Source organism: Glaesserella sp. (assembly GCF_041814905.1).
GTDB lineage: Bacteria > Pseudomonadota > Gammaproteobacteria > Enterobacterales > Pasteurellaceae > Glaesserella.
Window position 1 is genome coordinate 39,291 of sequence record NZ_JBGXYA010000002.1, and the last position, 19,976, is coordinate 59,266.

Annotated in this window: 21 protein-coding genes; 15 read left to right on the top strand and 6 right to left on the bottom strand. The window is 40.5% G+C overall.

Annotation, left to right across the window (positions count from 1 at the left end; genetic code table 11):
- The first annotated feature begins 17 nt into the window (after nt 1-17).
- The 3 genes from rsmC to ychF all read left to right on the top strand — a co-directional run bounded on the left by rsmC (nt 18) and on the right by ychF (nt 2,917).
- On the top strand, nt 18-1,007 hold the full coding sequence (gene rsmC, locus ACEYJ7_RS00265; protein ID WP_373777035.1) for a 16S rRNA (guanine(1207)-N(2))-methyltransferase RsmC: 990 nt from the start codon (nt 18-20) through the stop codon (nt 1,005-1,007).
- A 104-nt stretch (nt 1,008-1,111) separates the two neighbouring features.
- On the top strand, nt 1,112-1,696 hold the full coding sequence (pth, locus tag ACEYJ7_RS00270; RefSeq protein WP_373777036.1) for an aminoacyl-tRNA hydrolase: 585 nt from the start codon (nt 1,112-1,114) through the stop codon (nt 1,694-1,696).
- A 129-nt stretch (nt 1,697-1,825) separates the two neighbouring features.
- Entirely contained in the window at nt 1,826-2,917 is a 1,092-nt protein-coding gene (gene ychF, locus ACEYJ7_RS00275; RefSeq protein WP_373777037.1) for a redox-regulated ATPase YchF, read from the top strand.
- A gap of 63 nt (nt 2,918-2,980) precedes the next feature.
- Here ychF and ACEYJ7_RS00280 read toward each other — a convergent pair whose 3' ends face one another.
- Nucleotides 2,981-3,865, bottom strand: a complete 885-nt coding sequence (locus ACEYJ7_RS00280; protein ID WP_373777038.1) for a TIGR01777 family oxidoreductase — start codon at nt 3,863-3,865, stop codon at nt 2,981-2,983.
- Nucleotides 3,865-4,326, bottom strand: coding sequence for a transcriptional regulator ArgR (gene argR / locus ACEYJ7_RS00285; RefSeq protein ID WP_373777039.1), 462 nt, complete (start codon nt 4,324-4,326; stop codon nt 3,865-3,867). Before argR ends, ACEYJ7_RS00280 begins: the two co-directional genes overlap by 1 nt.
- 203 nt (nt 4,327-4,529) lie before the next feature.
- Between argR and mdh the strand changes: the two genes are divergently transcribed.
- The 4 genes from mdh to trxB all read left to right on the top strand — a co-directional run bounded on the left by mdh (nt 4,530) and on the right by trxB (nt 7,755).
- Entirely contained in the window at nt 4,530-5,474 is a 945-nt protein-coding gene (mdh, locus tag ACEYJ7_RS00290; RefSeq protein ID WP_373777040.1) for a malate dehydrogenase, read from the top strand.
- Nucleotides 5,475-5,576: 102 nt separating this feature from the next.
- Nucleotides 5,577-5,831 carry a hypothetical protein gene (locus ACEYJ7_RS00295; RefSeq protein ID WP_373777041.1) on the top strand — a complete coding sequence of 85 codons (255 nt, stop codon included), beginning with the start codon at nt 5,577-5,579 and terminating at the stop codon, nt 5,829-5,831.
- A gap of 56 nt (nt 5,832-5,887) precedes the next feature.
- Nucleotides 5,888-6,736, top strand: a complete 849-nt coding sequence (locus ACEYJ7_RS00300) for a co-chaperone YbbN (RefSeq protein WP_373777042.1) — start codon at nt 5,888-5,890, stop codon at nt 6,734-6,736.
- Nucleotides 6,737-6,804: 68 nt separating this feature from the next.
- On the top strand, nt 6,805-7,755 hold the full coding sequence (gene trxB, locus ACEYJ7_RS00305; protein WP_373777085.1) for a thioredoxin-disulfide reductase: 951 nt from the start codon (nt 6,805-6,807) through the stop codon (nt 7,753-7,755).
- 57 nt (nt 7,756-7,812) lie between these two features.
- Here the strand turns inward: trxB and ACEYJ7_RS00310 are convergent, their stop codons facing one another.
- Nucleotides 7,813-8,025: a cold-shock protein gene (locus ACEYJ7_RS00310; RefSeq protein WP_373777043.1), complete on the bottom strand. Its 213-nt coding sequence runs from the start codon at nt 8,023-8,025 to the stop codon at nt 7,813-7,815.
- A gap of 234 nt (nt 8,026-8,259) precedes the next feature.
- Between ACEYJ7_RS00310 and proQ the strand changes: the two genes are divergently transcribed.
- The 6 genes from proQ to ACEYJ7_RS00340 all read left to right on the top strand — a co-directional run bounded on the left by proQ (nt 8,260) and on the right by ACEYJ7_RS00340 (nt 14,619).
- On the top strand, nt 8,260-8,793 hold the full coding sequence (gene proQ, locus ACEYJ7_RS00315) for an RNA chaperone ProQ (protein ID WP_373777086.1): 534 nt from the start codon (nt 8,260-8,262) through the stop codon (nt 8,791-8,793).
- A gap of 41 nt (nt 8,794-8,834) precedes the next feature.
- The gene (gene prc / locus ACEYJ7_RS00320) at nt 8,835-10,841 is read left to right on the top strand and encodes a carboxy terminal-processing peptidase (RefSeq protein ID WP_373777044.1); all 2,007 of its coding nucleotides are present in this window, start codon (nt 8,835-8,837) and stop codon (nt 10,839-10,841) included.
- Nucleotides 10,842-10,928: 87 nt separating this feature from the next.
- Nucleotides 10,929-12,497 carry a L,D-transpeptidase family protein gene (locus ACEYJ7_RS00325; protein WP_373777045.1) on the top strand — a complete coding sequence of 523 codons (1,569 nt, stop codon included), beginning with the start codon at nt 10,929-10,931 and terminating at the stop codon, nt 12,495-12,497.
- A 156-nt stretch (nt 12,498-12,653) separates the two neighbouring features.
- Complete coding sequence (locus ACEYJ7_RS00330) at nt 12,654-13,214, top strand: DUF882 domain-containing protein (RefSeq protein WP_373777046.1); 561 nt, start codon at nt 12,654-12,656, stop codon at nt 13,212-13,214.
- Nucleotides 13,215-13,226: 12 nt separating this feature from the next.
- On the top strand, nt 13,227-13,862 hold the full coding sequence (locus tag ACEYJ7_RS00335; RefSeq protein ID WP_373777047.1) for an MBL fold metallo-hydrolase: 636 nt from the start codon (nt 13,227-13,229) through the stop codon (nt 13,860-13,862).
- Between the two features lie 7 nt (nt 13,863-13,869).
- On the top strand, nt 13,870-14,619 hold the full coding sequence (locus tag ACEYJ7_RS00340) for a VacJ family lipoprotein (RefSeq protein WP_373777087.1): 750 nt from the start codon (nt 13,870-13,872) through the stop codon (nt 14,617-14,619).
- Nucleotides 14,620-14,681: 62 nt separating this feature from the next.
- On the opposite strand, the gene ACEYJ7_RS00345 is transcribed toward ACEYJ7_RS00340, so the two are convergent.
- The 3 genes from ACEYJ7_RS00345 to ACEYJ7_RS00355 are packed head-to-tail and all read right to left on the bottom strand — an operon-like array spanning nt 14,682 to nt 18,257.
- Nucleotides 14,682-15,503: an SDR family NAD(P)-dependent oxidoreductase gene (locus ACEYJ7_RS00345; protein ID WP_373777048.1), complete on the bottom strand. Its 822-nt coding sequence runs from the start codon at nt 15,501-15,503 to the stop codon at nt 14,682-14,684.
- Between the two features lie 22 nt (nt 15,504-15,525).
- Entirely contained in the window at nt 15,526-17,259 is a 1,734-nt protein-coding gene (locus ACEYJ7_RS00350) for a protein-disulfide reductase DsbD (RefSeq protein ID WP_373777049.1), read from the bottom strand.
- A gap of 20 nt (nt 17,260-17,279) precedes the next feature.
- Nucleotides 17,280-18,257 carry a calcium/sodium antiporter gene (locus tag ACEYJ7_RS00355; protein WP_373777050.1) on the bottom strand — a complete coding sequence of 326 codons (978 nt, stop codon included), beginning with the start codon at nt 18,255-18,257 and terminating at the stop codon, nt 17,280-17,282.
- Between the two features lie 167 nt (nt 18,258-18,424).
- Between ACEYJ7_RS00355 and artP the strand changes: the two genes are divergently transcribed.
- Both artP and ACEYJ7_RS00365 read left to right on the top strand, forming a co-directional pair.
- Nucleotides 18,425-19,159: an arginine ABC transporter ATP-binding protein ArtP gene (gene artP, locus ACEYJ7_RS00360; protein WP_373777051.1), complete on the top strand. Its 735-nt coding sequence runs from the start codon at nt 18,425-18,427 to the stop codon at nt 19,157-19,159.
- 84 nt (nt 19,160-19,243) lie between these two features.
- Complete coding sequence (locus ACEYJ7_RS00365; protein ID WP_373777052.1) at nt 19,244-19,972, top strand: transporter substrate-binding domain-containing protein; 729 nt, start codon at nt 19,244-19,246, stop codon at nt 19,970-19,972.
- The last annotated feature ends 4 nt before the right edge of the window (nt 19,973-19,976 follow it).

A 19,976-nucleotide genomic window follows, 5' to 3' on the forward strand; every position in this document is an offset into this window, starting at 1 on the left:
ATCAATTTTGGAAATTTATGTTATCTATTGAAAGTGAAGTATTAGAACGGCATTTGCAGTTGTTTAACGCAAAATCGGTGCTGCTGTTTGGCGATATTCGCGACCGTTTTGCCGATCGGATTAACGCCGAAGCAACCCGTGTTGCGACTTTTAGCAGTTATTTTGATTACGCCCGTTTGCACGCGGATGTTGAATTTGGCTTGACGTGCCGTATTCAGGCGGATTTGGCTGTTTTTTACTGGACTAAAAACAAGCAAGAATGTCAGTTTCAACTGTTTCAATGGTTGTCGCAAGCGCCGATCGGACAATGTCTGTTGATTATCGGCGAAAACCGTGCCGGTGTACGTTCGGTGGAAAATCTGCTGGAACCGTTCGGTGATATTCATAAAATTGATTCTGCCCGCCGTTGCGGGTTGTATCAATTTGAGCTGAAAACTCTGCCGGGTTTCGATTGCAAAAAATTCTGGAAAACCTACCGCTTGCAAGAGCTGGATATTTTTGCATTACCTGCGGTATTCAGTTCGACAGAGTTGGATAACGGTTCCAAATTATTGCTTTCCACCTTTGACAAAGCGGATCGTTTAACCGGAAAAGTGTTGGATATTGGGTGCGGCGCGGGAGTCATCGGGGCATTTTTGAAACAACGATTTCCGAAAATTAAACTGACGATGTCCGATATTCATGCGATGGCAATTGAGTCCGGTCGCCGTACGTTGGCAGAAAATCGGTTAGAAGGGGAAGTATTGGCTAGCGATGTGTTTTCACATATCAACGGACGTTTCGACCTGATCGTGTCCAATCCGCCGTTTCATGATGGTATAGACACCGCTTATCGTGCGGTGCAGGAGCTTATTGCTCAAGCGAAAAATCATTTAAACAAAGGTGGTGAATTACGGATTGTCGCGAACGCTTTTTTACCGTATCCCGATTTATTGGATCAAGCGTTCGGTAAGCATCAGCTGCTTGCCAAATCGAATAAATTTAAGGTGTATTCGGTGCGCGGTTAAATCAATCAATGAGGGATATCCCTTTTGGGTTTCAAATTTTTCTTCCTTGTTAAATTCCCTCGTTTTGCCTACAATACCGCCTTTTATTTACAAGGCAGAATATTGTGTCGCAAATTAAGTTAATTGTAGGGCTTGCCAATCCCGGAGCAAAATATGAAGAAACCCGCCACAATGCGGGGGAATGGTTGATTAACGAGATTGCCCGTCGGTTCAATGTGAGCTTGAAAGAAGAATCAAAATACTTCGGCAAAGTGGCGAAAATCAATACAGCGCAAGGCGAAGTGCGTTTATTAGTGCCAACGACCTTTATGAATTTAAGCGGTAAGGCAGTCGGAGCATTGGCGAATTTTTACCGAATTAAACCGGAAGAAATTTTAGTTGCCCACGATGAACTGGATTTACCGCCCGGCGTAGCCAAAATCAAGCAGGGTGGCGGTCACGGCGGACATAATGGTTTGAAAGATATTGTGGCAGCCCTCGGCAATAGTAATAATTTTTTCCGTGTGCGTATCGGTATCGGTCATCCGGGGCATAAGGATTTGGTCGCTGCTTACGTGCTTGGTAAACCGTCACCGACGGATAAATCGTTAATCGAGGCAGCTGTTGACGAAGCAAGTCGTTGTGTTGAGATATTATTTAAAGACGGCATTGTGAAAGCGACCAATCGCTTAAATACGTTTAAGGCGTAATCAGTTATTTTGCCCTCGTTTGCGGGGGTGGGAACAAGCAGTCGGTTTTTGCTGATTTTTTGCAAATTCGCTTATTCTTCCTACAAGCAGGGTGGAAGTCAAAGTTTAAAAAATAACAGGAAACAAAAAATGGGATTTAAATGTGGTATCGTCGGTTTACCGAATGTCGGTAAATCAACATTATTTAATGCGTTAACCAAAGCGGGTATCGAAGCGGCAAACTATCCGTTCTGTACAATCGAGCCGAATACCGGAGTGGTACCGATGCCGGACTCTCGTTTGGATGCCTTGGCAGAAATTGTGAAACCGGAGCGCGTATTACCAACCACCATGGAATTTGTGGATATTGCAGGCTTAGTTGCCGGTGCAAGTAAAGGTGAAGGTTTAGGTAACAAATTTTTGGCGAATATTCGTGAAACGGATGCGATCGGTCATGTTGTACGTTGTTTTGAAAATGATGATATTGTTCATGTTGCGGGTAAAATTGAGCCGTTAAATGACATTGATACGATTAATACAGAATTGGCGTTGGCGGATTTAGACAGTTGCGAGCGAGCGATTCAACGTTTACAAAAACGTGCCAAAGGCGGAGACAAAGACGCAAAATTTGAATTATCGGTGATGGAAAAAATTTTACCGGTATTGGAAAATGCCGGCATGATTCGTTCGATTAATTTGGATAAAGAAGAGTTACACGCAATTAAAAGCTATAATTTCTTAACCTTAAAACCAACAATGTATATAGCGAACGTTAACGAAGACGGCTTTGAAAATAACCCGTATTTGGAGCAAGTACGTGCATTTGCGGAAAAAGAGGGTTCGGTGGTTGTGCCGGTGTGTGCGGCAATTGAGGCGGAAATCGCTGAGCTTGAAGATGATGAGAAAAGCGAATTTTTACAAGATTTAGGTATCGAAGAGCCGGGTTTAAACCGTGTGATTCGTGCCGGTTATGCGTTATTAAACCTGCAAACCTATTTCACCGCCGGTGTGAAAGAAGTTCGTGCTTGGACCGTTGCTGTCGGGGCAACCGCGCCAAAAGCGGCAGCGGTTATCCATACCGATTTTGAAAAAGGGTTTATCCGTGCAGAAGTGATTGCGTATGAAGATTTCATTCAGTTCAAAGGTGAAAATGGCGCAAAAGAAGCAGGTAAATGGCGTTTGGAAGGGAAAGATTACGTCGTACAAGACGGTGATGTGATGCACTTCCGTTTTAATGTTTAAATTCATCGAAAAATTGGCACATCAACAATCGGACTTTCCCGGTTTGTTAATGTGCCGATTTTTTTATAGATTTTTGCGGAAAAATGCTGCTAAATCAGTATCTTCAAACTCAAATCCAGCTGCTAACAACCGTTTCGGCACTAGCGGTTGATTGTCCAAGAGCAGTTGAGAACGTTCGCCCAATATCCATTTCAATATAAAAGCAGGCACTGCAAAAATAGCAGGGCGTTTTAAGGTTTGAGCAAGCGTGCGATTAAAATCGGCGTTGGTGGTAAGTTGTGGCGCGACAAAATTATAAGCGCCGTGACAGTCGGCGTTTTCTAATAAGAACAGGATGGCACGTACTTCATCGGTGAGAGAAATCCATGCCCAATGTTGTTTGCCTGAACCTAATTTCCCGGCAAGCCCTAAACGATAAAGCGGTAGCATTCGTTTTAACGCACCTCCGTTTTTATCTAAGACAATAGCTGTTCTGACTAAACAAACACGGGTTTTGTCGCTTTTAGCTTGTAAGGCGGTCTGTTCCCAGTGTTGGCATATTTGTGCGGCAAAGGAAGAACCGCAAGCGGTCTGTTCGTCGTAATTTTTTGCAAATGGCAGATCACCGTAATAACCGGTTGCAGAGCCTGAAATCAGTGTATGCGGAGGATGCTCACTTTTGGCAATTAATTCAACGAGTTGTTGCGTGATTTCAAGCCGACTTGCGATGAGCTTCTGTTTTTGCCGCTCGTTCCATGCTTTATCGAAAATCGGTTCGCCGGCAAGGTTGATTACGGCATCGAACGCGTTTAGATTGTCGAAATTTGCAAAATTTTGGCAATAACTGACCGCTTGTGTATCGGCCAATTTTTGGCGGGTTAATAGTGTGAGGTGATGGCCGGAATCCACTAACGCCTTTACCAACACTTTACCGATAAAGCCTGTGCCGCCGGTGATTAAAATTTTCATTAGAGTGTACTCTCGAAGAGCTCCGTAATATTTTCAATCAATAGTTTGATTGATGTGCCTTGGGTCGGGGTGACGAAAATCGTATCGTCGCCGGCGATGGTGCCTAGAATCCCTTCCGCTTTGCCGATGGAATCGAGCAAACGTGCGATAAGTTGTGCGGCTCCCGGGCTTGTACGAATGACGATCAAAAAGTCGTTGTGATCAATATCAATTACTAAGTTTTTAAGCGGGCTGGACGTAGTCGGCACACCTAACTCCGAAGGGAGTTGATAAACCATTTCCATTTTTGTGTTGCGGGTGCGTACTGCACCGAATTTGGATAACATACGCGATACTTTTGATTGGTTCACGTTTTCAAAGCCAAGTTCTTGTAATGCGGTAACCATTTCACTTTGAGAGCTGAATTTTGCTTCGCGTAATAATGATTTAAACGCTTCAGCCAGTGAATCAAATTTTTCCACATCGTATCCTTTTTATTCATTTTATTTTTTAAATATGCAGAATTTTTGCTTATTTATGCAAATAAATCAATCCTCAGCGAAATTTTTTCTTGAAAATTTGCACTATCTCTCAAAATTACACTTTGCCGTTTGAATCTTTGCTTCATTTTACATACACTTTTAACTATCTCATTATCGATAACTCAATCCAAGGAGAATTTTTTATGAAAGTAGCAGTATTAGGTGCGGCAGGCGGTATCGGTCAGGCATTGGCACTATTATTAAAATTGCAGCTTCCGGCGGGTACACAGCTTGCATTGTATGATATTGCACCAGTGACTCCGGGCGTTGCAGTTGATGTCAGTCACATTCCGACACCGGTTAAAGCGGTTGGCTTCAGCGGTGAAGATCCGACACCTGCACTTGAAGGCGCGAATTTAGTATTAATTTCTGCCGGTGTAGCTCGTAAACCGGGGATGGATCGTTCGGATTTGTTTAATATTAATGCGGGTATTGTACGCAACTTAATTGAAAAAGTTGCGGTAGTTTGTCCGAATGCTTGTATCGGTATTATTACTAACCCGGTAAATACGACGGTTGCAATCGCCGCAGAAGTTTTGAAAAAAGCCGGTGTATATGATAAGCGTAAATTATTCGGCGTTACTTCATTGGACGTGCTACGTTCCGAAACCTTTATTGCGGAATTAAAAGGCAAAGATGTTCATCATGTGAATATCCCGGTAATCGGTGGTCACTCTGGCGTAACTATTCTTCCATTGCTTTCTCAAGCGCATGAAGAAGATAAAATCGACTTCACCCAAGAGGAAGTTGAAGCGTTAACCAAACGCATCCAAAACGCGGGTACTGAAGTCGTTGAAGCAAAAGCTGGCGGCGGTTCGGCAACTTTATCTATGGCACAAGCGGCAGCACGTTTTGCAAGTTCTGTATTAAAAGGCTTAACCGGTGAGAAAGTTAAAGAATATGCTTATGTTGAAGGTAACGGCGAATATGCCCGTTTCTTTGCCCAACCTGTCCGTTTAGGTTTAAACGGTGTAGAAGAGTTGTTGCCAATCGGCACCTTGAGTGCTTATGAGGAGGCGGCGATTCAAGCAATGATTCCGACCTTAAAAGCAGATATCGAATTAGGCGAAAAATTTGTTAACGGATAATGCTTGAATTCTAAGATAAACAGCGTCATTATGTGGGTTGAGAACAACGTTTGTTTTCAACCCTTTTTTATAATGAAATTGTGAGAACCTAGGGAGTTGGTTATGAAAAAATATAATTTTCTTACGATTCTTGTGATTGCAACAGGTTTGGTTGCATGTAGTGCCGGGCAAAAAGTTGATGTGGTGAATACGCCGACTGACGATTCCTCCACGATTCAACTCACCTCTTCAAAAGATTTGCCGCCGGAAGTTACGGCTGTTTGTCGAGACGGTAGTTATTCCGTTGCTAAGGACGATACGGCTTGTTTAGGTCACGGTGGTGCAATTAAAGTCATTAAGCGCTATCACGCTAATTAAACTATTTAAGTAGAAAGCGGCAATGTCTTTTAAGATATTGCCGCTTTAAGGGAAATATGGAATATATCATTAACGTAAACGAAACGAATTTTAGTGAAGTCATCAATGCCACAGCCGAAGTGCCTGTGGTTTTTCATTTTATTTCTCCTCGAGAGCCGGCATCCCTTGAAATGGAGTCGTTGTTTCGCCGTTTGGCGGATGAATATCCGAAGCAGTTTTTGCTCGCGATAGTGAATTGTGATGAGCATCCTATGGTTGCGGCTCAATTCCGTGTACAAGCGGTGCCAACCAGCTATTTTTTTGCAAACGGGCAACCGGTTGATGCGATTCAAGGTGCGGTCAGTGAGCAGGAATTGCGTGTCCGTTTGAGTAATATTTTGCCGAAAGAAGAGGAGCTTCAGTTTCATCAAGCCCTCGAGTATTTAGAGGCGGAACAGTATGATTTGGCATTGCCGCTATTGAAATCAGCGTGGGAATTAACCGACAAAAAGAACAGTGATTTTGCTTTGCTTTATGCGGAAACTTATATCGCAATGAAAGAGCTTGAACAAGCGAAAGCCGTTTTAGCTCAGATTCCGATTCAAGATCGCGATAGTCGTTGGCAAGGATTGCAAGATCAAATCAGTTTACTTGAGCAAGCGGCGGATTCACCGGAAATTCAACAATTACAAGCAGATTATGCTAAAACGAAACGCCCTGATATTGCAGTAAAATTAGCGAATCAGTTACATCAGGTTAAACGTAATGAAGAAGCGTTAGCCCTGTTGTTTGAATGGTTGAAACAGGATTTAGCCGCCGGTAACGGTGAAGTAAAAACACAATTTTTAGCTATTTTGTCGGCGATGGGAAATGCGGACCCGCTAGTCCCCCGCTTTCGCAGACAGCTCTATTCCCTATTATATTAATTAATTTACAAGCGGTCGTTTTTGACTAAAACTTTGCAAATTTAAACGACGGCTTTCGGAGAAGAATGATGACTACAAAACACGCAAAACTTTTAATTTTAGGCTCAGGTCCTGCCGGTTATACCGCAGCGGTGTATGCGGCACGTGCAAATTTGAATCCCGTATTAGTGACCGGAATTCAACAAGGTGGACAATTAACCACCACGACTGAGGTTGAAAACTGGCCGGGTGAATTTGAAGATATTACCGGTCCGGAATTAATGAATAAAATGCAAAAACACGCGGAAAAGTTTAATACGGAAATTATTTTTGACCATATTAACAGCGTTGATTTATCTCAACGCCCGTTTACGTTAAAGGGTGATTTTAATACTTTTACTTGCGATGCATTAATTATCGCAACCGGAGCATCGGCTAAATACTTAGGTTTGCCTTCGGAAGAACATTACAAAGGACGTGGCGTTTCCGCCTGTGCAACCTGTGACGGTTTCTTTTATCGCAATAAGCCGGTGGCTGTGATTGGCGGCGGTAATACCGCAGTGGAAGAAGCGCTGTATTTGTCTAATGTGGCATCACAAGTGCATTTAATTCATCGTCGTGACACTTTTCGTAGTGAAAAAATCTTAATTGCACGTTTAATGAAAAAAGTAGAAGAAGGAAAAATCATTCTGCATACCGATAGTGTATTAGACGAAGTGCTGGGCGATAATTCCGGGGTAACTGGTGTGAGAATTAAATGCACCAAAAGCGGTGATACCGAGTCGTTAACTTTAGACGGTGTGTTTGTTGCAATCGGACATAGCCCGAATACGGATATATTTAAAGATCAGCTTGAACTGAAAAACGGTTATATCGTGGTAAAATCCGGTTTAGACGGTAACGCCACGGCAACCAGCGTAGAAGGTGTTTTTGCAGCGGGTGATGTTATGGATCATAATTATCGTCAGGCGATTACTTCTGCGGGAAGTGGCTGTATGGCTGCATTAGATGCGGAGAGATTTCTAGACGCTCAGATTTAACCGACAAAAAAGCCATTAGTGTTTTGCTAATGGCTTTATCTTTATATTTATAAAAGCTTAAAGTACTTTTACGTTAACTGCAGAAGGACCACGATCCGATGCTTGAACTTCAAATTCTACTTTATCGCCGTCTTTAAGATTACGATAAGAATTTTCACTGATGATGGCAGAAAAATGAACGAAAACGTCATTGCCACCTTGTTCCGGCGTGATAAAACCGAAACCTTTAACGGAGTTAAACCATTTAACTGTGCCTGTTAATTTTGACATACATAGTCCTTCAATAAATTAATAAAATAAGTGGCGATAAATTAATCATCGCCAAACGGGATTAGAGCATTTATCCTGAATGAAGGCAAATTAAATTTAATAAATTTTTACACAAACTGAAATTTTCTTGGGGTCTAAATGAAACTTCAGCTTTAACTCTATAGACTAGGTTGGGTAAATAAAATATAGTAAGCACTATTTTTTCTCCCCATGAAATTATTACTGGAAAATATTATGTCTGAACAACAAGAAATACAACAAAATCAAAAAACAGCATTGACGACAAAAGAAGTCATTCACTATCTGGTTGAGCAGTTTCCGCTTTGTTTTATTGCGGAAGGAGAAGCTAAACCATTGAAAGTAGGGCTGTTTCAAGATTTGGCAACCGCATTGGCAAACGATGATAAAGTCAGTAAAACGTTATTACGCCAAGCCCTGCGAACTTATACTATGAGTTGGCGTTATTTGCATGCATGTAAAGAAGGGGCGGTACGTGTCGGGTTGAATGGTGAGGATGCGGGTGTGGTGGACGCCATGCAGGCAGAACATGCGGCACATTCATTAGCGGAAGCGAAAGCTGCTTATTCAGAACGTAAAGCACAGGAATTAAAAGAGAAGAAAGAACAACGCAAAGCATTTTTCAAACAAAAAACGCGAGAACAAAATGCGAAAAAGCGTGCGGAATCTAAAAAAACAGAACAAGCTCCGAAAGCTTCATTAGAGAGTTTGGCTGCATTAGAAAGTAAATTCGGAAAAGGTAAGAAATAATTCTCCGTTTATTTTCACCATTATTTAATGATAGGAATGACATGAAACACAATAGATTAAGTTATGCTGTCGGTGTTTTGTTTGGTGTATTTACATTAACAACATCTGCGGTTGAACCAACCATTAAAGAAAGCGAGCTTGTACTTCCGCAGCCGACAGAACAACACAGTTTATCAACCAAACGTGTAACTGCCCGCTTAACACAATCTCATTATCATAAATTTCAATTAAATGATGAGTTTTCCCAGAAGATTTTTAACCGTTATGTTGATTGGCTTGATGGCGCACATAATACTTTTTTGCAATCAGATGTTGATGAAATGCGAGCAAAATATGCCAATCGACTGGATGACGAGTTATATGAAGGGAAATTAGACATTGCTTTTGAGATGTACGATTTAATGACTAAACGTCGTTATGAACGTTATAAATATGTGTTATCTCTCTTAGATAAAGAACCTGATTTAAAAGGTCACGATCAAATTGAAAATGATCGTGAACATGCCCCTTTCCCTAAAACAACGGCAGAAGCGGATGAACTTTGGCGACAACGTGTTAAGAATGACATCATCAATCTTTATTTAAAAGATAAAAAATGGCCTGAAATTCAAAAAACCTTGATTAAACGCTATAACTTAGCGATTCGCCGTTTAACTCAAAATAAAGCGGATGATATTTTACAAATTTATCTTAACGCTTTTGCCAGAGAAATTGATCCACACACCAGTTATTTATCGCCAAGAGCGGCAAAACGTTTCCAAGAAAGCATGAATCTCTCTTTAGAAGGTATTGGTGCAACTCTTGAAATGGAAGATGATATTACTCAGGTTAAATCTCTGGTTCCGGGGGCGCCTGCGGCACGTAGTAAAAAAATCAGCGTTAACGACAAAATTGTCGGTGTCGGACAATCTGCGGATAAGATTGAAGATGTTATCGGCTGGCGTTTAGATGATGTAGTTGACAAAATTAAAGGTAAAAAAGGATCGAAAGTTTACCTTGAAATTGAGCCGGCAAAAGGCGGCAAAACGAAAATTGTGACATTAGTGCGTGATCAGATTCGCTTAGAAGACAGCGCGGCAAAATTAACCATCGATAAAGTTGGTGGCAAAAATGTTGCAGTTATTAAAATTCCAGGGTTCTATATTGGTTTGACCAAAGATGTCCGTAAGTTACTTGATGAGATGAAAGCCAAAAAAGCAGACGGCTTAATTATCGATTTACGTGAGAACGGCGGTGGTTCATTAAGCGAAGTAGTGGATTTAACCGGGTTATTTATTAAAGAAGGTCCAGTTGTACAGGTTCGTGATGCCTTTAATCGAATTAAAGTCCATGAAGATCCGGATATCGGGGTTCAATATACCGGCAATATTATTGTGATGATTAACCGTCATAGTGCTTCTGCTTCAGAAATTTTTGCTGCAGCGATGCAAGATTATAATCGTGCTATTGTGATTGGCCAGCAATCTTTCGGTAAAGGAACAGTGCAACAAAGCCGTTCTCTGAATTTTATTTATGATTTGGATCAAGAACCGTTAGGCTTTATTCAGTATACGATTCAGAAATTCTATCGTATTGATGGCGGTAGTACTCAGCTTAAAGGGGTAGAGGCGGATATCCGTTTCCCTGAAATTATTGATGCGGCAAAAACGGGTGAAAGCTTTGAAGATAATGCGTTACCATGGGATAAAATCCCGGCGGCTAACTATAAAGAAGTTGGAAATGCTCGCAATGCAGTTTCAGCGTTGACTGAAAAGCATGAAGAACGTATTGAGAAAGAACCTGAATTTATTACCTTAAAAGAAGATATTGCGATTCGTAAAGAACGTGATGAACGTAAGTTTACCTCTTTAAATTTAGAAGAGCGTCTAAAAGAGTACGACGCGGATGAGGCGAAACGTTTGAAAGATCTTAATGCTCGCTTTAAACGAGAAGGTAAAAAGGCATTAAAAAATATTGATCAATTACCAAAAGATTATGAAGGTCCGGACTTCTTCTTAACGGAAGCTGAGAACATTATGGTTGATTGGTTACAAATTGATAAAAAATAAAAAAATCGTTTATAATACGAGCATTTTGCAGACCGCTCTACAAGCGGTCTGTTTTATTAAATTTTTTTCAAATCGGATTCTTATTACATGAAAGCACTTAAGTTTTTACCTATTATGATGTTGTCAGGTATGGCAATTGCCGAAACAACCGCTGTTGCGGCGTTACCTGGCTCTACGACTTCACAGACGGCTGTGGCAGATCCTGTTTTGTCACAATTAAGTTTTGAAGCTCAACAGGCGAGAGCAAAAGCATTGGCTAAACAAGCCGAATACGCTATCCAATTAGAAGAAGAAAAACGCATTGCAGCGGAAAAACTGGCGGCTGCTCAAAGCCGTATTCAACATGAAGTAGGCAATCATAAATTATTAGTAAGTGCAGCAACCGCAAAAGCTTATTTAGAGAGTGACTTTGCTCCATTATGGGAAGATAAAAATGCGGAGAAGATCTTTTTAAAAGAATATGCGTTATTTGCAGTGAGCGGTATATCTGCCAAATCGGCTGCTGCTTTACAACAAATTTTGAATATGGAAGATGGATTTGCTCGAGATATTTTATTGACTGATAGCTTCTTGGATTATCTTTATTACAGTAAGAATGTAGATAAATATGCAAATCAGTGGCTATATAATTTAGGCAGTTATTCACCGAAGTCCCCGACAGACGAGCAAATTAGCAATTGGGTGAGATCGGTGAAAAGTGATACTAACGCACAATTTGTTTCGAATCTTGTTCCACGCAATCATATTTATCAGGAAACGGTAAATAGAATATTTGCTCTTTCTCCTCATGGTTCTGCTGTTGCAGCAACCAGTGGTTCGGAGAAAAAATCGGCAAAAGGGAAAAAACAGAAAAACGAACAAGAGAATTCAGCGGATGCTTCTTTTACGAAATTAGCATTAAATGCACAACGTTTGCGTTTAATTCCTAGTTTTAGTGATGGGATTTTTGTGAATATTCCAAGTTATCAACTTTATTATTTCCGTGATGGCAATCTAGTTTTACAATCAAAAGTTATTGTCGGTCGTGACGACCGACGTACACCGGTGATGTACAGTAAACTAAGTAATGTGGTAGTGAATCCGCCTTGGAATGTGCCTGCGAGTATTAAAAATAAAGATCTTGTGCCTAAAATGCGTAAAGATCCGAGCTATGTAGAACGCAGAGGTTATGAAATTATTGATAGCAGCGGTAAAAAGGTAAATCCTCACTCTATTAATTGGGCGGCATATGATAGTCCGAATAAAAATTTCCCTTATCATATTCGTCAAAAAGCCGGTGACGATAGTGCATTAGGGCGTTATAAATTTAATATGCCAAGTTCAGATGCAATTTATTTACACGATACACCAAACCGTGCTTTATTTAATAAAAGTGATCGCGCATTAAGCTCCGGTTGTATTCGTGTTGCAAAATCAGATGAATTAGCAACCTTGTTACTTAAAGAAGCCGGTTGGTCGGAACAGAAAAAAAATAACGTATTAAATAGTAAGAAAACGACATCGGCACCGATTCGTTCGGATAATCCTGTTTATCTTTACTATGTAACTGCCTGGGTTGAAGGCGGAAAAGTACATACATTACCGGATATTTATCGTTTTGATAAAAACCTTCCAAAAGTTACGCTGGATTGGAATAAAGTAAAAAGTGTGATCTAGCTCATAAATTAAAAAATTTCCGAGAAGAAAATGTTGCTTCTCGGAACTTTATTTTTTATAAAACTACTAATTCAAGCGAATGATTTATCGTGAGTATATTGTAGGAGACTATTTACGATAGATCATTATTTAAAATATAAAATAATGAGGAAAATGATGGAACAGCAACCAAATTTACAACGCAGAAGATGGCTCTCTCTCGGGGGAATTATGTTAGGTGCAGCACTCTTGCCTAATGTTGCAAGTGCAATTGTATCAACGCCAAAACCACTGGTACTACGTATCCGTAGTTTAAATACCGGAGAAAAACTTTCAGTCCCTTACTTACCGACAGGTTTTGTCCGCTCAAGTTTGACTAAATTAAACTATATCATGCGAGACAGACATACTAATCAAGTCCGAGCGATCGATCCAAGATTGTTTTTTAAATTAACTCAAATTCAAGCTCGTTTGGGTTCTCGTAATTCCGAAATCTTGATGTTAAGTGGATACCGTTCAGCACAAACTAATGCCAAAATGCGCCAACGTAGTCGTGGGGTGGCAAGTAACAGTTATCACATTCAAGGCAAAGCGATTGATTTCCGTATTGAAGGCGTACCGCTGGCTCGTATTAAATCCGTTGCAGAAAGTTTAAGTAATGGTGGTGTGGGTTATTATCCTCGCAGTAACTTTGTGCATGTAGATACCGGTCCGGTGCGTACTTGGCGCGGTTCCTGATAATTGTCATTTATGTTCAATTTACAAATAATTCTTGTAAGTGCATTTCAACAAAATTGCAGTATCATTTGGGATAGTGACAAAAATGCTGCAATTGTTGATGCCGGTGATGATGCGCAAAAAATCATTCAATTTGTAGAAGAACAACAACTCAATGTTCAAAAACTGTTAATTACTCATGGTCATTTAGATCACATTATGGCTGTTGAGGCACTTAAACAGCGCTTTAACGTTGAAGTATTTGGTCCTCAGCAAGATGATCAACCTTTATTCGAAATGTTACCGCAAACTTGCGCAAGATATGGCCTACCTCCGGTAAAGGCATTTTTACCTGATCACTGGTTGAATGAAGGCGATGAGATTAATGTAGGCGCCTTAACTTTTAACGTTCGCCATTTGCCGGGACACGCACCGGGTCATATAGGCTTTTTTGATTTCCAGAACCGGATTGCTTTTACCGGTGATGTTTTGTTTCAAAATAGTATTGGGCGTACCGATCTTTATAAAGGTGATTTTGATCAGCTAATCCATTCGATACGTACTAAATTATTTGATTTAGAAGATGATTTTATTATTATTCCCGGTCATGGTTCACACACTACTATTGGTCGTGAGAAAAAAAGTAATCCATTTTTAAAAGAAACTTAATATTATGATGAATAAATTCAAATCGTTAACAGTTATCACTTTTACACTGTTGTTGACTGCTTGCTCCTCCTCTATTGATCCTGAAACCGGGCAACGTAATGATCCGTTAGAAGGATTTAACCGAGCAATGTGGAAAGTAAATTATGAATATCTTGATCCTTATATTGCGGAGCCCCTTGCAAAAGGTTGGCGCGATTATGTGCCGAATCCAGTAAAAACAGGTTTAGTCAATGTGGCAAATAATTTGGATGAGCCGGCAAGCTTTGTAAACAGATTACTTGAAGGCGAAGGAGAAAAGGCGATGATTCACTTTACCCGCTTTTGGTTTAATTCTATTTTCGGTTTAGGCGGTTTAATTGATTTTGCAAGCTTAACGGATGATCTTAAACTAGAAAACGGTCGTCGTACTTTTGGTGATACTTTAGGTACTTATAATGTACCTACAGGTCCTTATGTTATGCTGCCGGGTTATGGTCCGGCAACACCTCGTCAAGACCTAGGTCGGCTCGTTGATGGTACTTATCCGGTGATTTCGCTACTCACGACACCTTGGACATTTGCGAAATGGGGTGTTCAAAGTATTGACTCGCGAGCAAGCTTGCTTGACCAAGATTCCATATTAAAACAGTCTCAAGATCCGTACGTGACTTTCCGCGAAGCTTATTTCCAAAATCTTGAATTTAAAGTGAAAGATGGAAACACCGGCAATGACGGAAAAGAAATTTTATCGGAAGATGAGTTAAAAAATATTGATTAGATTAATAGTGATGAAATAAAAAGTCTCAAATAATTTTTGAGACTTTTTATTTTTGGGAGAGGTCAGCCGCCGCCTTTACGGCAACAATAATCAAAGATAACGGTTGGCAAAATGCGTCGTAGCCACCAAAATAGTTTGGTCGGGGAAGTAACCTGGTAGCGTGCTTTGGGGATTCGGGCATTAAGTGCTTTGGCGCAGACCGTCGCACAGGCAAAAGCAGGTAAAGTAAACGGGTTTGCATTACCTTTGGTATTTAGGCGTTCAAGCTGTTTGCGGTAAGACGCTTTATGAAATGAGTTTTCCATATCGATATATTGATAGAGTTTTTTCACCGAATTCGGACGAAAACGGCTTTGAATCGGACCGGGTTCTAATAGGCTGACATAAATATTTGAACCGTAAAGCTCGTGGCGTAGTGTATCCGCCATGCCTTCTAATGCAAATTTTGTACTATTATATGCACCACGATAATGCATGGCGGCAAAGCCTAAAATACTACTATTAATAATAATTCTGCCGTTATTTTGTCGGCGGAAAATCTGTAATGCGGCATTCATCACTTCCCAAGCACCAAATACGTTGGTTTCAAAAATTTCACGTAACGCTTCACGGGGAATATCCTCCACTGCACCGGGCTGCCCATAACCGGCATTGCAAAAAACTGCATCTAACCGACCGCTTGTATTGATGTAATCAAACGCCTCGGCAATTTGTCTTGAGTCAGTGACATCAAGTTGTACTGCCTCAAAACCTTCATTTTTCAGGCGTTCAACATCTTCCGCTTTACGGCAACTGGCTATTACCCTCCACCCCTCATTTTTGAGGTGTTGAGCAGTGGCATAGCCAATACCTGATGAGCAGCCTGTGATTAAAATTGTTCGCATATGGTTTCCTATCCGTTATTTCTTATAGTTTTTTCAGCCATACGGAGAAATCTTTTTCCTTCATAAAGCCGGTTACTCTGGCGTAACTCAGTTCATTACCTTGTTCATCAAAAAAGAGAATAGTCGGTAAACCGAGTATTTGAAAGCGTTTCATCAGTTCATCATTTTCAGCCGAGTTTCTGGTCATATCAATTCGTAGAAGAACCATTTTTTCAAATTGTTGCCGTACTTGTGGTGCACGGAAGGTATAATTTTCAAATTCTTTACATGCAGTACACCAATCGGCATAGAGATCGAGCATGACTTTTTTACCTTTAGCCGCTACTAACTGTTGTTCCAAATCGGAAACAGAATGAATTTGAGTAAACGGAACAGGGTTTTCTTGATTATTTTTAAAAATGGGTAACTCGCTCATAATGATCCAGGCACTCACTAAAATTGCACTGAATACGACGACTTTAATAAATCGAACAATAAGGAAAAAGTTAATCAAGAAACTTTTAGTCTGTGGTATTTGACGAAAGAGCCAAATGAAAAAAAACATAGCTAATAGAGACCACATAGTGCTTTGGTACGCCGGAAAAACACGAGAAAGCAAAAATATCGGTAGCATTAGCATTACAAAACCAAATAAGGTTTTTACTTTCAGTAACCAACTACCCGATTTAGGCAAAATTTTATTGCCGAACAGTGTGAGCAACATTAACGGCACACCCATACCAAGCGCTAATAGATATAAAGCGAATCCACCAACGAAAAAATCACCGCTTTGCACTACATATAGCAAGGCTGCAGATAAGGGAACTGAAGTACAAGGAGAAGCAATGAGACCTGCAAGAATCCCCATCACGAACACGCCTGAAAAATAACCGCCTTTTTGTTGTTGGCTTAAATTATTGAGTTTTTGCTGCCAGCTATGCGGTAAACGAATATCGTATAAGCCGAACATCGAAAACGCCAAAACCACAAATAACAGAGAGATAGCGATTAACACCGGGGGGCTTTGTAATAAAATTTGAAACGGCAAACCGACGGCAGTAACAACCAATCCTAACAATGTATAGGTTAGCGCCATGCCTTGTACGTAACTAAAGCTGAGCAAAAAAGCGCGTAACGTATTCGGACGGTTTTTCTGTCCAATCACAATCGCAGAAAGTAACGGCAACATTGGCAACACGCAAGGTGTAAACGCTAGAGCTAAACCAAACGGGAAGAACCAAAAAACGGAAAAGCTGTCGCTGTATAGCCTGTCGATCAAGATATTCTGTTCTGATTTTAACTGCTCTTCTTCGGTGAGTTTTTTACTATTTTTTGCAAAATTTTGCTCGAAACCGACCGCTTGTTGATTAAGTTCAACCACTACAGTTTTAGGCGGATAGCAAAAACCCTTAGTACAACCTTGGTAGCGCACTTCAACGGAAGCATCTTGTTGAACGGAATTTACCGGAATATCAATATTTAATTGATGTCGAAAAATATCGACTGTACCGAAAAACTCGTCCTGATGGCTTTCACTTTGTGGAAATAACGGTTCTCCCAACGTTGCATTCTTACTTTGGACAGCAATCTCTTTCTTGTATAAATAATAACCGTCTGCAATCTGCCAATGCAGTTGCAGTTTTTCTTCGACAAATTGTGACGAGAATATAAAGGCCTCATTATCGGTAAGATATTTATTTTGTTTAGTTATTAGCCCGGCGGTAAAAACGGGGAAGGCAATCAACATCCCAAATAAAAGAATTAAAAAGTGTCTCATAAAATTTAATCTTAGAATAATCAAACAGCGGTTTTAAACAGATAAACAGTATAAGCGATAAAGCAGAGCAAGAAAATTGTACCTTCCACTCGGTTTACTCGCCCTAATCTGCCGGGTCTGCGTTTAAAGCTATAAGCAAAGAAAAAGAGTAATACGGTAATTGCGGTCATCACCAACATATCGCGTGAGAACACTTCAGGCGCAACTTGCATTGGTTCGATAGCTCCTGCGACACCAACTACGGCGAGAGCGTTGAATAAGTTAGAACCGACAATATTACCTAATGCCAAATCCGATTCGCCTTTTTTAGCCGCAATAATCGATGACGCAAATTCTGGTAACGAGGTACCGACAGCGACAATCGTTAAACCAATAACTAAATCGCTGACTCCGAAATAATGGGCAACTTCAATCGCCCCCCAAACTAAAAGTTGGGAACTGACGACAAGCAAAACTAAGCCGACAACAATCCAAAATAAGGCTTTGGTCAGTGGCATTTTGAAATTGTCCTCATCAAGGGATTCACTTTGAGCAATACGGTCGTTTCGGCTTTTGACCCCTAATGCAATCGTCCAAAGCAGGTAAACGGAAAAAATCGCTAAAAGAATTACCGCTTCCAGTCGGGTTACGGTCGCATCATAAAGTAAATAAGCTGAAAATAAGGTAACGAGAAGTAAAATCGGTAATTCTTTATAAATAACCGCAGAATGAACCGTAATCGGACGTAATATTGCTGTCACCCCTAAAATCAGAGCAATATTGGTGATGTTTGAGCCGTAAGCATTACCGAGAGCAATACCCGATGCACCTTGCATTGCTGAGGATGCGGATACAATCATTTCAGGTGCGGAGGTCCCAAAACCGATAATCACGATGCCGATTAATAACGACGGCATACCAAAATGGCGGGCGGTTGAGGCGGAACCATCGACAAAACGATCGGCACTCCAAACTAAGATGATCAAACCGCCGATAATAGCGAGAGCAGGAAGTAACATGATATTTCCTCAATGAATGATGAACAAGGGATAGTATAGGTTAATTTCGGATTTGCTACTATAAAACTTTGTGTTTTTTGCCTCAAAAGTGACAAATCTCCTTGCATAAATATGCATAAAACTTTAATATTCATTCAATTTTTTATTGAGTACAGGATCTCACTTAAATGGCAATTCATATTCATAATGTGAATTTTTTTTATGGGCAAAGCCAAGCGCTGTTTGATATTAATTTGAATATTGAAAAAGGCGATACCGTGGTGCTTTTAGGTCCGAGCGGAGCAGGGAAGAGTACTTTAATTCGGACATTAAATTTAATGGAAGTCCCACAATCCGGAGTGTTGGAAATTGCGAATCATAAGTTTGATCTCACTGCAAAGGCGGATGCTAAACAAGTCGGTTTATTACGTCGTGAAGTCGGTATGGTTTTTCAGCAGTATCATTTATGGCCTCACCTCAGTGTGATGCAAAATTTAATTGAAGCTCCGATGAAAGTACTGGGGTTAGGGAAGGAAGCTGCAGTTGAGCGGGCTAACGGTTTATTAAGCCGGCTACAATTATCGGAGTTCGCTGAGCGTTTTCCGTTACAACTTTCCGGTGGTCAACAGCAACGTGTAGCGATTGCACGAGCATTAATGATGCAACCTCAAGTATTGTTGTTCGATGAACCGACAGCGGCGCTGGATCCGGAAATTACGGCGCAAGTGGTGGACATTATTAAAGAGCTACAACATACGGGCATTACGCAGGTGATTGTTACTCATGAAGTCTCTATGGCACGTAAGGTAGCAACAAAAGTGGTGTATATGGAAAAGGGTAAAATTATTGAATCGGGCGGAGCGGAGTGTTTTATTAAACCTAACACTACGCAGTTTGCCAATTACCTTTCCCATTCACATTAACGAATTTAGTGGTAGCTTATTATACTGCTTTTATAATCAGTCGTTTTAACAAACTCAACAACTCATCTCTTCGGGGTAAATACAATGAAAAAATTACTTATCGCATCTGCTCTTGCTGTGGCAGCATTTTCTGCACAAGCAAACCAAACAATCACTTTTGCAATGGAGCCAAGTTATCCGCCGTTTGAATTAACTAACGAAAAAGGTGAGATTATCGGGTTTGATGTGGATATCGCTAATGCAATTTGTAAGGAAATTCAAGCAACTTGTCATTTCAAAAGCCAATCCTTTGATGCTTTAATTCCGAGCTTAATTAAAGGGCGCGGTGGTTTTGATGCAGCGATTTCGGCAATTGATATCACTGAAGCCCGTGCCAAACAAGTCGCATTTACTCATCCGTATTATGAAAGCTCAGCAAGCTTTATTGCGGTAAAAGGTAAAACAGATTTAGCTTCAGCAAAAACTGTCGGTGTGCAAAACGGTACCACTTACCAACAATATGCTAATGCAGAAGCGAAACAGTATACTGCAAAATCTTATGCAAGCTTGCAAGATGCTATTTTAGACTTAAAAAATGGTCGTATTGATATCATTTTTGGCGATACCGACGTGTTAAGAGATATGTTTGATAAAAATCCTGAATTGGGTTTTGTTGGTGAACGAGTGACAGATAAACGTTATTTTAACAACGGGTTAGGCATTGCGGTTAATAAATCTAATACGGCATTAGTCGAAAGCTTAAATAAAGGTATTGCAGCGATTAAACAAAATGGCGAGTATCAAAAAATCTATGATAAATGGATGACTAAATAATCAC

Excerpts from the sequence above, each read along its gene's own strand:
- rsmC (WP_373777035.1), top strand. The coding sequence starts at position 18 with ATGTTATCTATTGAAAGTGAAGTATTAGAACGGCATTTGCAGTTGTTT.
- ychF (WP_373777037.1), top strand. The coding sequence starts at position 1,826 with ATGGGATTTAAATGTGGTATCGTCGGTTTACCGAATGTCGGTAAATCA.
- ACEYJ7_RS00280 (WP_373777038.1), bottom strand. The coding sequence starts at position 3,865 with ATGAAAATTTTAATCACCGGCGGCACAGGCTTTATCGGTAAAGTGTTG.
- mdh (WP_373777040.1), top strand. The coding sequence starts at position 4,530 with ATGAAAGTAGCAGTATTAGGTGCGGCAGGCGGTATCGGTCAGGCATTG.
- ACEYJ7_RS00295 (WP_373777041.1), top strand. The coding sequence starts at position 5,577 with ATGAAAAAATATAATTTTCTTACGATTCTTGTGATTGCAACAGGTTTG.
- ACEYJ7_RS00300 (WP_373777042.1), top strand. The coding sequence starts at position 5,888 with ATGGAATATATCATTAACGTAAACGAAACGAATTTTAGTGAAGTCATC.
- trxB (WP_373777085.1), top strand. The coding sequence starts at position 6,805 with ATGACTACAAAACACGCAAAACTTTTAATTTTAGGCTCAGGTCCTGCC.
- ACEYJ7_RS00310 (WP_373777043.1), bottom strand. The coding sequence starts at position 8,025 with ATGTCAAAATTAACAGGCACAGTTAAATGGTTTAACTCCGTTAAAGGT.
- proQ (WP_373777086.1), top strand. The coding sequence starts at position 8,260 with ATGTCTGAACAACAAGAAATACAACAAAATCAAAAAACAGCATTGACG.
- prc (WP_373777044.1), top strand. The coding sequence starts at position 8,835 with ATGAAACACAATAGATTAAGTTATGCTGTCGGTGTTTTGTTTGGTGTA.
- ACEYJ7_RS00325 (WP_373777045.1), top strand. The coding sequence starts at position 10,929 with ATGAAAGCACTTAAGTTTTTACCTATTATGATGTTGTCAGGTATGGCA.
- ACEYJ7_RS00330 (WP_373777046.1), top strand. The coding sequence starts at position 12,654 with ATGGAACAGCAACCAAATTTACAACGCAGAAGATGGCTCTCTCTCGGG.
- ACEYJ7_RS00335 (WP_373777047.1), top strand. The coding sequence starts at position 13,227 with ATGTTCAATTTACAAATAATTCTTGTAAGTGCATTTCAACAAAATTGC.
- ACEYJ7_RS00340 (WP_373777087.1), top strand. The coding sequence starts at position 13,870 with ATGAATAAATTCAAATCGTTAACAGTTATCACTTTTACACTGTTGTTG.
- ACEYJ7_RS00345 (WP_373777048.1), bottom strand. The coding sequence starts at position 15,503 with ATGCGAACAATTTTAATCACAGGCTGCTCATCAGGTATTGGCTATGCC.
- ACEYJ7_RS00350 (WP_373777049.1), bottom strand. The coding sequence starts at position 17,259 with ATGAGACACTTTTTAATTCTTTTATTTGGGATGTTGATTGCCTTCCCC.
- ACEYJ7_RS00355 (WP_373777050.1), bottom strand. The coding sequence starts at position 18,257 with ATGTTACTTCCTGCTCTCGCTATTATCGGCGGTTTGATCATCTTAGTT.
- artP (WP_373777051.1), top strand. The coding sequence starts at position 18,425 with ATGGCAATTCATATTCATAATGTGAATTTTTTTTATGGGCAAAGCCAA.
- ACEYJ7_RS00365 (WP_373777052.1), top strand. The coding sequence starts at position 19,244 with ATGAAAAAATTACTTATCGCATCTGCTCTTGCTGTGGCAGCATTTTCT.